This is a genomic window from Aeromonas sp. FDAARGOS 1403 (assembly GCF_019047325.1).
Lineage (GTDB): Bacteria > Pseudomonadota > Gammaproteobacteria > Enterobacterales > Aeromonadaceae > Aeromonas > Aeromonas dhakensis.
Genome location: NZ_CP077249.1, coordinates 2,587,483 through 2,600,167 on the forward strand (window position 1 = coordinate 2,587,483; position 12,685 = coordinate 2,600,167).

Below are 12,685 nucleotides of genomic sequence, written 5' to 3' on the forward strand. Positions count from 1 at the left end.
ATCCAACCTTTACTTCAAATGAGAGCAGCAGTTATGAACTTGAAACATTCTCTGTTAGCCATTGCCATGTCTACCGTTTTCGTCAGCCAGGTACAGGCAGCCGATGCCGCCAAGCAAGCCGTGGTCGACGCCCTCGCCAGCAACCTCGTCGTCAAGTACGAAGTCGTCACCAACGACGGTGCCGGTGCCGGTCTCGACTGCCAGGCGCTGGGCTCCGAGTGGGCGAGCTGCGGCGTTGCCAAGCTGCACCTGACCAATACCGGTGCTGACGTCACCTCCAAGGACTGGAGCATCTATGTCTCCTCCATCCGCCGCATCCAGCGGGTGGACAACGACCAGTTCACCATCACCCACCTGACCGGCGACCTTTATCGTTTGACGCCGACCGAGAAGTTCCAGGGCTTTGCCAAGGATGCCACGGTCGAAGTGCCGCTGGTGGTGGAGTACTGGGTATTGTTCGAATCTGACATCATGCCGAACTGGTATGTCGCCAGCGAAGGGGCCGAGCCGAAAGTGCTGGCCAGCATGAGCAACATCGACGATGCCACCACCTACGAGAAGCCGATGCCGGCCGACGGCTGGAAGCGCACCAAGGATGACAACAACATCCTGATGAACAGCGAAACCCGTTTCGCCGCCAACCAGACCAGCACCTTGCTGCCGGCTGGCAAGGTCGACAACCAGATCCTGCCGACCCCGATGAAGCAGGTGGTCAAGGCCGGCCCGCAGGTCGACTTCTCCACCATCAAGCTCAATGCCCTCGACCTGCCGAGCGATCGCGCCGAAGCCCTGAAGGCTCAACTGACCAAGCTGGGTGTTACCCTCTCCGACACCGGCTACCCAGTGACCATCAAGCTCGGCAGCAAGCTCAAGCAGGCCGAAGGCTACGACATGACCATCGGCAAGAAGGGCACCGTCATTCAGGGGCACGACATCGAAGGCGCCTTCTGGGGTGCCCAGTCCCTGATCTCCCTCTTGGGAGTCAACGACAAGCTGGTGAGCCAGATGACCGTCGAGGATGCGCCGCGCTTTGAATACCGCGGCATGCAGACCGACGTGGCCCGTCACTTCAGAAGTCCCGAGACCCTGAAGAAGCTGGTGGATCAGATGTCTGCCATGAAGCTCAACGTGCTGCACCTTGGCCTGACCAACGATGAAGGCTGGCGTCTGGAGATCCCGGGCCTGCCGGAGCTGACCGACGTCGGCAGCCAGCGTTGCCACGACGAGTCCGAAACCAAGTGTCTGATGCCGCAGCTGGGCTCAGGCCCGACCAGCGACAACCAGGGTTCCGGTTTCTACAGCAAGGCCGACTACATCGACCTGGTGCGCTATGCCAAGGCCCGCGGCGTGACCGTGATCCCCGAGATCAACATGCCGGCCCACGCCCGTGCCGCCGTGGTCTCCATGGAGGCGCGCTACAAGCGCCTGATGGCTGAAGGTAAAGAGGTCGAAGCGAACCAGTTCCGTCTGACCGACCCGGCCGATACCTCCAACGTCACCTCGGTGCAGTTCTACGACAAGATGTCCTTCATCAACCCCTGCCAGCCGGGCGCCGCCACCTTTGTGGCCAAGGTGATGGACGAAGTGGCCCAGATGCACCAGGCCGCCGGCCAGCCGCTGACTGCCTGGCACTACGGTGGTGACGAGACGAAGAACATCATGCAGGGCGGTGGTTATCAGGATCCTGCTGTCACCAAGAAAGAAGATCTGGTGGCCTGGAAGGGCAACGTCGACTCCAGCAAGCAGGACAAGCCGTTCGGCAAGTCCCCCATGTGCCAGAAGATGGTGGATGAGGGCAAGATCAAGGACGTGGCCGAGCTGCCGGTCTATTTCGCCAAGGAAGTGAGCGAGATGGTCAAGGGCCACGGCTTCTCCACCCTGCAGGCGTGGGAAGATGGTCTGAAGTACGCCAAGGATGCCAGCGTGTTCGCCACCGACAAGACCCGGGTCAACTTCTGGGAAACCCTCTACTGGGGTGGCTTCAACGAAGCGATGAAGTGGGCGCACAAGGGCTATGACGTGGTGCTCTCCAACCCGGATTACCTCTACTTCGACTTCCCGAACGAGGTACACCCGGCCGAGCGCGGCTACTACTGGGCCACCCGCTTCAACGACACCCGCAAGGTGTTCGCCTTCGCCCCGGAAAACCTGCCGCAGAACGCCGAGACCTCGGTTGACCGCGACGGCAACGCCTTCGTGGCCAAGGGTGACCAGGATCCGGTCAAGTTCAAGGGGATCTCCGGTCAGCAGTGGAGTGAAACCGTGCGTACCGACGCGCAATACGAGTACATGGTCTACCCGCGCATCTTCTCCATGGCCGAGCGTGCCTGGCACAAGGGCGGCTTCGAGCTGGACTACGTGAAGAACCGCGAGTTCTCCGGTACCACCAAGTTCGTCAACAAGGCCACCCTGAACAAGGAGTGGAACCAGTTCGCCAACGTGCTGGGTCAGCGCGTGCTGCCGAAACTGGATCAGGCCGGGGTGGAATACCGCCTCTCCGTACCGGGCGCCAAGGTGGTGAACGGCAAGCTTGAGGCGAACGTGGATCTGCCGGGCCTGCCCATCCAGTACAGTCTGGATGGCAAGAGCTGGAGCGCCTACGACGCAGCCGCCAAGCCGAGCGTCAACGGCAAGGTCTACCTGCGTACCACCAGCTTCGATGGCAAGCGCACCAGCCGCGTCACCGAGCTGAACTGATAGCCCTCAATCCATAACGCAAGGTGGGTCGCAAGACCCGCCTTTCCCAAGGACGATGGTCATCGGGCTTGGGAAAGGTTGACTGTGCGTGTGAGCCTTTGTTGTGTGTGTGTATTGTCTGTTTTTGTTTTTCATCACCTTGAACCCCGCCTCGTGCGGGGTCTTTTTTTCGTCAGTCAGTCAAACCGGCCATCAGTGCAGGGCGTTTTGCGGTGCCAGTACCCCGAAACGGGCAAATTCAGGTTGAGACAGGGCGCGTAATGAGGGATCATATCCGGCTTGACGGCGGGGGGTTGAGGGTGCCAGCCGGCACAACTTCCGCCAGTGACGCATTTTTGAGGTGAGCCATGAGTCAGGCGAACAGCCCAACTAACTTTATTCGTCAGATCATTGATGAAGATCTGGCCAGCGGTAAGCACTCCAGTGTGCATACCCGTTTTCCGCCCGAGCCGAACGGTTATCTCCATATCGGTCACGCCAAGTCCATCTGCCTGAACTTCGGCATCGCCCGCGACTACCAGGGCCAATGCAACCTGCGCTTCGACGACACCAACCCGGTGAAGGAAGATATCGAGTACGTTGAGTCCATCAAACAGGACGTGCAGTGGCTCGGCTTCCAGTGGAACGGCGAGATCTGCTACTCCTCCGACTATTTCGACAAGCTGCACGGCTATGCCATCGAGCTCATCGAGAAGGGGCTGGCCTACGTGGACGAGCTCTCTGCCGAGCAGATGCGCGAATACCGCGGTACTCTGACCGCGCCGGGCAAGAACAGCCCGTTCCGCGATCGCAGCGTGGAAGAGAACCTGGCCCTGTTCGAGAAGATGAAGAACGGCGAGTTTGCCGAAGGCACCGCCTGCCTGCGCGCCAAGATCGACATGGCTTCCCCTTTCATGGTGATGCGTGACCCCGTCATCTATCGCATCAAGTTTGCCCACCACCACCAGACCGGTGACAAGTGGTGCATCTACCCCATGTATGACTTCACTCACTGCATCTCGGACGCCCTGGAAGGGATTACCCACTCCATCTGTACGCTGGAGTTCCAGGACAACCGTCGCCTGTACGACTGGGTGCTGGATAACATCACCATCGATTGCCACCCGCGTCAGTACGAGTTCTCTCGTCTGAACCTCGAATACACCGTCATGTCCAAGCGCAAGCTGAACCTGCTGGTGACCGAGAAGCACGTGGACGGTTGGGACGATCCGCGCATGCTGACCGTCTCCGGCCTGCGCCGCCGCGGCTACACCCCGGCCTCCATCCGCGAGTTCTGCAAGCGCATCGGTGTTACCAAGCAGGACAACATCGTTGAGATGAGCATGCTGGAAGCCTGCATCCGCGAAGATCTCAACGAGAATGCCCCGCGCGCCATGGCCGTGCTGCATCCGGTCAAGGTGGTCATCGAGAACCTGGCCGCCGACGAAGTGCTGACTGCCCCGGCGCATCCGAGCAATGCCGAGATGGGTACCCGCGAGTTGAACTTCACCCGCGAGATCCTCATCGATGAAGCGGACTTCAAAGAAGAAGCCAACAAGCAGTTCAAGCGTCTGGTACTGGGCAAGGAAGTGCGTCTGCGCAACGCCTATGTCATCAAGGCCGAGCGGGTCGAGAAGGATGCCGATGGCAAGGTCACCTGCATCTACTGCTCTTACGACCCCGAGACCCTGGGCAAGGATCCGGCGGACGGTCGCAAGGTGAAAGGGGTGATCCACTGGGTCAGCGCCACTCACTCCCTGCCGGCCGAAGTGCGCCTCTACGACCGCCTGTTCAAAGTGCCGAACCCAGGCGCCGAAGAGGACTTCGAAGCGGCCCTGAACCCGGAATCCCTGGTGATCATCGAGGGGGCCCGCGTGGAAGCTTCCCTCAAGGATGCCAAGCCGGAGCAGGCTTACCAGTTCGAGCGTGAAGGGTATTTCTGCGCCGACAACAAGCTCTCCAGCCCGGAGCACCTGGTGTTCAACCGCACCGTGGCCCTGCGCGACGTGTGGGGCAAGGCCGAGGCCTGATGAAGGAGGGCAGGGGAGACCCTGCCCTTTATTGTCCGGAATATGGGCATAAAAAAGCCAGCATCATGCTGGCTTTTTTATTGCGCGGGTTCTGCCAATCAATCGTCGTGCTTGCAGTCGCCGGCGGCGCAGTGGCCATAGAGATAGAGGCTGTGATTGGTCAGACGGATGTTGTGCTTCCTGGCGATCTCGGTCTGGCGCTGCTCGATCACCTCGTCGGAGAACTCGATCACCTTGCCGCAGTCGAGGCAGACCAGGTGGTCGTGGTGTTCCTGGGTGGCCAGCTCGAACACCGACTTGCCCCCTTCGAAGTGGTGACGGGTGACGATACCGGCATCATCAAACTGGTTGAGAACGCGGTAGACGGTAGCGAGACCAATCTCTTCACCCTGGTCGATCAGTCGTTTGTACAGATCTTCCGCACTGGTGTGCTGGCAGTCCGGCTGTTGCAGGATTTCCAGGATCTTGACACGGGGCAAGGTGATCTTGAGCCCGGCCTTTTTTAACGCTTGGTTGTTGTCTGCCATTTCTATTTATTCGCATTCTCGAAGGTGTGGTTATTCTGATTGACTGCCGCTGTAATGGCAACCACGAACTCGCTTGGCCTGTCATTATAGGTCGTAGCTCACCTAAAAATAAACCCAGTAATTCAAGGGCTTTAGCGCGATCGACCGCTTATCCACGAATTGTGCGGATTGTGACGGCGGCTTGCTCACCCGCCGAATGTTGATAAAATGTAACCTTCTTCACTCTGGTCGGATGAGATCCATGGATTGGCTTTTTGACAACGCGGCCTGGGTGCGCCGCGCCCTCAACGCCTGGCCACCCTTCTGGGGCGCGGGCATCAAGATAGAGACATTGAGCGATGATTTTCGCTTCTGCCGGGTCACCCTCAAGTCCCGCTGGTGGAACAAGAACGCCAACCGCACCCAGTTTGGCGGCAGCATGTTTGCGATGACCGATCCCATCTATCCGCTGATGCTGATGGGTTATTTCAAGAACCGCTATTACGTCTGGGACAAGGCGGGCAGCATCAACTACATCAAGCCGGGCAAGGGCAAGCTGGTGGCCGAATTCAACCTGACCGACGGCAAGCTGGCCGCCATAGTCGCGGCGACCGAAGGGGGAGACAAGCACTTTCCCGAGTTCGAGGTGACGGTACAGGATGGCCAGGGCGAGCTGGTGGCCCAGGTCAAGCGCACCCTCTATGTGCGGGCCAAGCCCGAGCACAGGGGCGGCGAGAGCGCATGACCAGAAAACAACAAGGGCCCCGCGGGGCCCTTGTTGTCAGAGGTGCTGGCAAGCGTGGATCACTCCAGCTCGGCCAGGCACATCTCTTCATGCAGCTGTTTGCACCAGCCCTTGACGCGCTCGGCAGTCATCTCGGGTTGGCGATCTTCGTCGATGCCCAGGCCCACGAAGTGCTTGTCGTCCACCAGTGCCTTGGAGGCTTCGAACTCGTAACCGGCGGTCGGCCAGTGGCCGATGACGATGGCGCCTTTGGCTTCGACGATGTCACGCAGGGTGCCCATGGCGTCGAGGAAGTACTCGGCATAATCTTCCTGATCGCCGCATCCGAAGATGGCGACCAGCTTGTTGGTGAAGTCGATCTCTTCCAGCTCGGGGAAGAAGTCGTCCCAGTCGGCCTGGGCTTCGCCATAGTACCAAGTCGGGATACCGAACATCAGTAGATCGAAGCTGTCGATGTCGGCCTTGCTGCTCTTGGCAATGTCACGGACTTCAATCAGTTGTTTGCCCAGTTCTTTCTGGATCATCTTGGCGACAGCTTCGGTATTACCGGTATCGCTGCCGAAAAACAGACCTACACTAGCCATAGTGTTTAGTTACCCGTATCTGGTGTTAATGCTTAACGGTCAGATTGCGATGCCTGCTGCATGTGCAGACTCAATCTGTTGCTTCAGGATAGATTGGATCAGCTCGGCTCGGCTGACGTTCTGTTGTAACGCAAGTTGGTTCAGGCGCTCCAGCAATTCGGCCTCCACCTTTAACTCTACCCGCTTCAAACCGTTCTCTCGATCGCGCTTGAGCTGGTTGCGCTTGTTGATCTTGAGCTGGGTCTCGCGGGGGAGTGGGTTGGTCTTTGGCCTGCCGGGGCGCTTCTCGTTTGCGAACAGATCCAGTGTTGTTCGATCAGTTTGCTGTTTGGCCATACATCACAGATGGAAATAAGTTAGCCGATGCCTGAGCCTTCCCAGCCCAGTTCGATCAGCCCCTTGGCGACAAAACCTGCACAACCCAGGAAGAGTACCAACCAGACGATGAATCGGCCGAAACGGGGCACATTGCCGCGTTTGAGCACGTCCTGAATGGCCAGGCCAATCAATACGAAAATGGCCACAAAGAATAACTTCAGGCCCAGACTCTCGATCAGGTCGATATGTTCACTTAGCATGGATTGCGCACACTCCTTATGACGGGCGCACTATATCACAAAGGATTTGAAACTGTTAACCGCCTGTCGACAGGAAATCCACAACCAGTTTGTTGAACAAAACCGGCTTTTCCGCGTGCAGCCAGTGACCGGTGCCGGCGATGACCCGGGCCTTGGCAGCGGGAAATTGGGCCATAACCGTCTCGGTATGCGCGGGCAGCATGTAGTCGGAATCGCCCCCCTTGATGAAGAGCGCAGGCCCCTCGAAACGGCTCTGTGGATCGGGCCAGCCCATGATGTTGGCGTAGTTGCGCTCAAGGGCCGGCACGTTGAAACGCCAGCCCCAACCCGACTCCCCCTTGGCGAAGGACTTGAGCAGGAACTGGCGCACGCCGGCGATCTCGACATGCTCGGCCAGGATGGCTTCCGCCTCGCCGCGGCTTTGCGGAAGGTGCGCGAGCGTGGCATTGAGGCCGGCAAACACGTTCTGGTGGCGGGCGTGAGGGTAGGCGACCGGCGCTATGTCGGCCACTACCAGCCTGGCGACGCGGGTCGGCGCCTGCTTGGCAACCTGCATGGCTACCTTGCCCCCCATGGAGTGGCCCACGAGCGCCACCTGCTCAAGCCCCAGCTGATCGAGCAGGGCGAGCAGATCGGCGGCCTGGGCCGGGTAGCTCATCTCGTCGGAGTGAAAGGAGGCGCCGTGGTTGCGCAGATCGACGCTGATGACCCGGTATTGTTCGCTCAGCGGGCGTGCCAGCAGGCCCAAGTTGTCCAGGCTGCCGAACAGCCCGTGGATCAGCACGACGGGTTGGCCCTGGCCCTGCTCCTTGAAGTTCAATAATGGGTTTTGTTGCAAAATGACACCTTGTCGGTCGTGAGTACGTTGCTCACCATGATTTAACGCACTGGAAAGAAAAGGATTTCACTCATCACGGAGCAAAAAAGTGTGGTTTTTTTCCTAAAAAAAGCCAGCCAGATCGGCTATCAGTGCGACGGATCACACACTTGGGCCGCTATTATGCCGTATTCTCGATGAGATTCATGCACATCTGTCCGCCCCTTGCTTGGGCTGCCGGGTTTGCCTATGTATAATCGCCGCATCCGAATTTCGACGAGTCCAGCGCATCCCTATGAAAACCATCGAGCTTGATGACGATCTCTACTTCTATATCGCCAGCCAGACCCGGCACATCGGTGAGAGTGCCTCCGATATCCTGCGCCGCCTGCTGGAACAGCCCGCCCGCCAGGCCTCGCCGGTCGCAGCAGAGGTGACGGCGGCTCCGTCGCCCACCGTGGCCGACGGCATGGGGCTGGAAACGCTGCTCGATTCCGGCGAGCTGCAAAAAGAAGAGAAGTCCATCAACCGCTTCATGCAGGTGCTCAGTACTCTCTACCGGGATGATCCGGTCGGGTTTACCCAGGCCACCGAAATCAAGGGGCGCAAGCGCGTCTATTTCTCGCGGGATCCCGATGCCCTGCGCGCTAGCGGCAGCACCACCAAGCCCAAGCAGGTGCCACAAACTCCGTTCTGGGTGATCACCAACACCAACACCAGTCGCAAACAGAACATGGTGGCCCAGCTGATGGCCAGCATGGGGTATGGCGACGAGGTGATTGCCCGGGTGTGCGGCGCAATCTAACGGTTCATCAGACTCAGGCCTTGCTGGGCAAGGCCGCCATCAAGCAAGGACAACGCCATGGCACAGCATTCCCACGCCGGTCAGCCGGCCCGTTTGAGCGACCTGACCAACATCCCCCGTCTGGTCAGCGCCTACTACCTCAACAAGCCGGACATGAGCCGTCCCGAGCAGCGGGTTGCCTTCGGCACCTCCGGCCACCGCGGCAGCGCCCTGCACAACGCCTTCACCGAATCCCACATCCTGGCGGTGACCCAGGCGCTGGTGGAGTATCGCCAGCAGGCCGGCATCACGGGCCCGCTGTTTGTCGGCATGGATACCCATGCTCTCTCTGAATCCGCCTTTGCCAGTGCGGTGGAAGTGCTGGCGGCCAACGGCGTCGAGACCCGCATTCAGGCCGGCCTCGGCTTCACCCCGACCCCAGTCATCTCTCATGCCATTCTGCGCCACAATGCAGGCAAGCCTGCCGCGCGCGCCGACGGCGTGGTGATCACCCCGTCCCACAACCCGCCGGAAGACGGTGGCTTCAAATACAACCCGCCCCACGGCGGTCCCGCCGAAGGGGAGATTACCAAGTGGGTGGAAGACCGTGCCAACGCCATCCTTGAGGCGAACCTTGCCGGCGTGAAGCGCATGCCGTTCGCCGAGGCCCTCAAGAGCCCGTTCGTGGTGGAGCACGACTATGTCACTCCCTATGTGGATGACCTGAAGAACGTGCTGGACATGGAGGCCATCAAGCAGGCCGGCATCAAGATCGGTGTCGATCCGCTGGGCGGCTCCGGCGTCGCCTACTGGGACGTCATCGCCAAGACCTATGGTCTGAACATCGAGGTAGTGAACTACAAGGTCGACCCGACCTTCTCCTTCATGACCCTGGATAAAGACGGCAAGATCCGGATGGACTGCTCCAGCCCGTTCGCCATGGCCAGCCTGATTGCCCTCAAGGACAAGTTCGACATCGCCCTTGGCAACGACCCTGACTACGACCGTCACGGCATCGTCACCAAGTCGGGCCTGATGAACCCGAACCACTATCTGGCGGTAGCGATCCAGTATCTGTTTACCCATCGTACCGGCTGGTCTGCCGATGCAGCCGTCGGCAAGACGCTGGTCTCCTCTTCCATGATCGACCGGGTGGCCGGCGAGATTGGCCGCACCCTCAAAGAGGTGCCGGTCGGCTTCAAGTGGTTCGTGGATGGCCTCTACAGCGGCGAGTTCGGCTTTGGCGGCGAGGAGAGCGCGGGCGCCTCCTTCCTGCGCAAAGACGGCACCGTCTGGACCACCGACAAGGATGGCTTCATCCTGGCGCTGCTGGCAGCGGAAATTCTGGCTGTGACCGGCAAGGATCCGCAGGCTCACTACGACGCACTGGAAGCCAAGTTTGGTCGCTCCAGCTACCGCCGCATCGACGCCCCGGCCAACAGCGCCCAGAAGGCGGTGCTCTCCAAGCTGGATCCGGCGCTGGTGGAAGCCTCCACCCTGGCCGGCGAGCCCATCGTCGCCAAGCTGACCAAGGCGCCGGGCAACGATGCCGCCATCGGCGGCCTCAAGGTGGTGACCGAGAACGGCTGGTTCGCGGCGCGCCCCTCCGGCACCGAGTCCATCTACAAGATCTACATGGAGAGCTTCAAGGGCGAGGCGCACCTGGACCTCATCCAGCAGGAAGCCCAGCAGATCGTCTCCGCCGCTCTGGCCAAGGCCGGCGTCTGAGTTCGACTCAAATATCCGCGGAATGTGAAAGAGGAGCCTTGATGGCTCCTCTTTTTTATTGCGCTTTTTGTATTGTCCTTGAGCCGGCTTACGGCTTGCCGCACTGGCCGGTGCACGCCCGGCGGGCCTGCCAGCGCTTGAAGAAGGGGCGGGCAGGCAGCTTCATCAGAAACAGTGAGGCCAGGATCACCCCGATGCCGAGCCATTGGCGGGCATCCAGCGTCTCCCCCACCATCAGCACGCCGCAGGAGACCGCCACCATGGGGTTGGTGAGGGCCAGCATGCCCATCACCTCCGGGCCGTGGCGCTTGAGCCCCCACAGCCAGGCCCAGTAGGCCAGCGCCGTATTGAGCAGGATCAGCCAGAGCAGACCAGGGGCGCTTGCCGGCTGTGGCAGCGGCATGGGGCCGGCCAGCCACCAGGCGAGCGGGATCAGCATCAGGCCGCCCAGCAGCAGTTGCCAGGCGGTCAGTGCCAGCAGATCGCTGACCGGCCAGTGGCGCATCCAGCGGCTGGACTGGCCGATGAGCAGGGTGGCCAGCAGGGCGCAGGTCACGCCGACAGGATCCAGATTGGCGGAAGGGTTGAGCAGCAGCAAGACCCCGCCCAGTCCCATCAGGCCCAGCAACAGCCATTTCAGGGATGGCCTGACGCCATCCTGCAACCAGGCCAGCAACATCAGGATCAGCGGCAGAGTGGCACCCAAGGTGCCCGCCACGGCCCCGGGCAGCCGGAAGGCGGCCACGAACAGCAGGGCGAAGAAGGCGGCGATGTTGCAAAACGCCAGCAGGCTCTGTTTGCCCCAGGACAGGGGGGGCAGGCGCGGGTGCAGCACCAGCAGTAGCAGGCCGGCTGGCAACGCCCGCCATACCGCCACCCAGTAGGGGGAGTAGTCGGTCAGATAAAGGCTGACGACGGCATAGGTGCTACCCCAGAGCAAAGGGGCCAGCAGGGCGATCAGCATGGGCATTAACTTGTCTCTTTATGAAGTATCTTTAAGTAAAGATAAGTTGGCCTCAAATTGGTTTACCATCAAGTATCTCGATAAAAAGATAAGTGGCCGAAGATGGAATCAGATCATGTAGACCTGCTGCTGGCCCAGTGGGCCCGGCAGCGACCGGATCTCGACTGCTCTCCCATGGGCGTGCTGGGGCGGGTGGCGCGAATGGCGGCGATCGCCGGACGGGAGGTGAGCGAGGAGCTCAAGGAGTGCGGCCTGCTTGGCAGCGACTTCGACATTCTGGCGACCCTGCGCCGGGCCGGCGAACCGCTCACCCCGACCGTGCTCTATCAATCCGCCATGTTGAGCTCGGGGGCCATGACCGCCCGCCTCGACAAACTGGCAGAGCGGGGCTTGATCGAGCGTCAGGCCGCCCCGAGCGATCGGCGCAGCCTGCTGGTCTGCCTGACCGACGCGGGTCGGGAGTTGGTTGACCGGGCGGTGGAGCGGCACGTGGCCAACGAGCGGCGCCTGCTGGCGCCATTGACCCAGGCCGAGCAGGAGCAGCTGGCCGCCCTGCTCAAGCGCTGGCTGCTGGAAAACGAGTGACCCCCTGAGCGGTCGTCATGCCTCCGCAGACAAGATGGCCTGCATCTGGGCCAGCACGGCGTTCACCTTGGCGGCGGGCGGATGGGTGCGGCCCAGCACGCGCAATCCCCACACCATGGTCATCAGCAAGGCGGCGGTGGCGTCGACGTCGCGCCCGGCGGCCAGCTCCCCTGCCGCCTGCGCCTGGCACAGGGCTGCGCTGACCCGCAGCTCGACCTCGGCTAGGTGGCTGCTGGCGGTCTCCTGAATGAGCGGGTGGTGGCGGCCGATCTCCAGCAAGGTGTTGACCAGCAGGCAGCCACGGTGCGCCTCGCTGGCGATGGCATCCCGGGCCACTGCATCGAGCAGGGCCTGCACGCCCGCCAGCGGGGAGGCTGCCGAGCTCAGGATCTGCTCGATCTGCGCCAGGCTCTGCGCCGAATAGCGCTGCAGCACCTCCATGAACAACCCCTCCTTTGAGCTGAAGGCGCCATACAGGCTGCTGGGCTTGAGCCCCATCCGCTCGACCAGCGCGGCAATGCCGGTGTTGCTGAAGCCGGTATCCCAGAAGGCGTTGAGGGCGATTTCCAGTACCTGTTCTCTGTCAAATGATGCGGGTCTTGCCATCTCGAGTCCTGCCTTGTGACACTCCATTTTGGAGTGATCGCTAAAAAACAACTTGACCATAGTGCGTGGTCCGCTTGATATT

The 12,685-nt window shown here is 60.8% G+C and carries 14 protein-coding genes; 7 read left to right on the forward strand and 7 right to left on the reverse strand.

Going from position 1 to position 12,685, the window contains the following annotated elements; all coding sequences use genetic code 11:
- Positions 1-33: 33 nt before the first annotated feature.
- The 3 genes from I6L33_RS12295 to glnS all read left to right on the forward strand — a co-directional run bounded on the left by I6L33_RS12295 (position 34) and on the right by glnS (position 4,706).
- A complete protein-coding gene (locus I6L33_RS12295) occupies positions 34-2,697 on the forward strand; it encodes a beta-N-acetylhexosaminidase (protein ID WP_216972602.1) in 2,664 nt (887 codons plus the stop codon).
- A gap of 109 nt (positions 2,698-2,806) precedes the next feature.
- The gene (locus I6L33_RS22190) at positions 2,807-2,944 is read left to right on the forward strand and encodes an Ada metal-binding domain-containing protein (protein ID WP_164091199.1); all 138 of its coding nucleotides are present in this window, start codon (positions 2,807-2,809) and stop codon (positions 2,942-2,944) included.
- A gap of 100 nt (positions 2,945-3,044) precedes the next feature.
- Positions 3,045-4,706 carry a glutamine--tRNA ligase gene (glnS, locus tag I6L33_RS12305; RefSeq protein ID WP_025201933.1) on the forward strand — a complete coding sequence of 554 codons (1,662 nt, stop codon included), beginning with the start codon at positions 3,045-3,047 and terminating at the stop codon, positions 4,704-4,706.
- A gap of 98 nt (positions 4,707-4,804) precedes the next feature.
- Here glnS and fur read toward each other — a convergent pair whose 3' ends face one another.
- Positions 4,805-5,233 (reverse strand): ferric iron uptake transcriptional regulator, encoded by a 429-nt coding sequence (gene fur, locus I6L33_RS12310; RefSeq protein WP_216972603.1) that lies wholly within the window; start codon positions 5,231-5,233, stop codon positions 4,805-4,807.
- A 241-nt stretch (positions 5,234-5,474) separates the two neighbouring features.
- On the opposite strand from fur, the gene I6L33_RS12315 reads away from it, so the two are divergent.
- Entirely contained in the window at positions 5,475-5,957 is a 483-nt protein-coding gene (locus I6L33_RS12315; RefSeq protein WP_005299162.1) for a DUF4442 domain-containing protein, read from the forward strand.
- 59 nt (positions 5,958-6,016) lie between these two features.
- Here the strand turns inward: I6L33_RS12315 and fldA are convergent, their stop codons facing one another.
- From fldA to I6L33_RS12335, 4 genes are read right to left on the reverse strand one after another with little or no spacing between them, the layout of a single operon-like run.
- A complete protein-coding gene (gene fldA / locus I6L33_RS12320) occupies positions 6,017-6,541 on the reverse strand; it encodes a flavodoxin FldA (protein WP_005299167.1) in 525 nt (174 codons plus the stop codon).
- A 39-nt stretch (positions 6,542-6,580) separates the two neighbouring features.
- Positions 6,581-6,877: a LexA regulated protein gene (ybfE, locus tag I6L33_RS12325; RefSeq protein WP_005299169.1), complete on the reverse strand. Its 297-nt coding sequence runs from the start codon at positions 6,875-6,877 to the stop codon at positions 6,581-6,583.
- A 20-nt stretch (positions 6,878-6,897) separates the two neighbouring features.
- Positions 6,898-7,119 (reverse strand): DUF2788 domain-containing protein, encoded by a 222-nt coding sequence (locus tag I6L33_RS12330; protein ID WP_005299172.1) that lies wholly within the window; start codon positions 7,117-7,119, stop codon positions 6,898-6,900.
- A gap of 55 nt (positions 7,120-7,174) precedes the next feature.
- Entirely contained in the window at positions 7,175-7,939 is a 765-nt protein-coding gene (locus I6L33_RS12335; RefSeq protein ID WP_216974126.1) for an alpha/beta fold hydrolase, read from the reverse strand.
- A gap of 292 nt (positions 7,940-8,231) precedes the next feature.
- On the opposite strand from I6L33_RS12335, the gene seqA reads away from it, so the two are divergent.
- Together seqA and pgm are read left to right on the forward strand one after the other, a co-directional pair.
- On the forward strand, positions 8,232-8,741 hold the full coding sequence (gene seqA, locus I6L33_RS12340; protein ID WP_010634479.1) for a replication initiation negative regulator SeqA: 510 nt from the start codon (positions 8,232-8,234) through the stop codon (positions 8,739-8,741).
- A 57-nt stretch (positions 8,742-8,798) separates the two neighbouring features.
- Positions 8,799-10,448 (forward strand): phosphoglucomutase (alpha-D-glucose-1,6-bisphosphate-dependent), encoded by a 1,650-nt coding sequence (gene pgm / locus I6L33_RS12345; protein ID WP_216972604.1) that lies wholly within the window; start codon positions 8,799-8,801, stop codon positions 10,446-10,448.
- A gap of 88 nt (positions 10,449-10,536) precedes the next feature.
- On the opposite strand, the gene I6L33_RS12350 is transcribed toward pgm, so the two are convergent.
- The gene (locus I6L33_RS12350; protein ID WP_216972605.1) at positions 10,537-11,418 is read right to left on the reverse strand and encodes a DMT family transporter; all 882 of its coding nucleotides are present in this window, start codon (positions 11,416-11,418) and stop codon (positions 10,537-10,539) included.
- 96 nt (positions 11,419-11,514) lie between these two features.
- Between I6L33_RS12350 and I6L33_RS12355 the strand changes: the two genes are divergently transcribed.
- Entirely contained in the window at positions 11,515-11,997 is a 483-nt protein-coding gene (locus tag I6L33_RS12355) for a MarR family winged helix-turn-helix transcriptional regulator (protein ID WP_017786565.1), read from the forward strand.
- A 15-nt stretch (positions 11,998-12,012) separates the two neighbouring features.
- Here the strand turns inward: I6L33_RS12355 and I6L33_RS12360 are convergent, their stop codons facing one another.
- Complete coding sequence (locus I6L33_RS12360; RefSeq protein WP_017786566.1) at positions 12,013-12,603, reverse strand: TetR/AcrR family transcriptional regulator; 591 nt, start codon at positions 12,601-12,603, stop codon at positions 12,013-12,015.
- Positions 12,604-12,685: the final 82 nt, after the last annotated feature.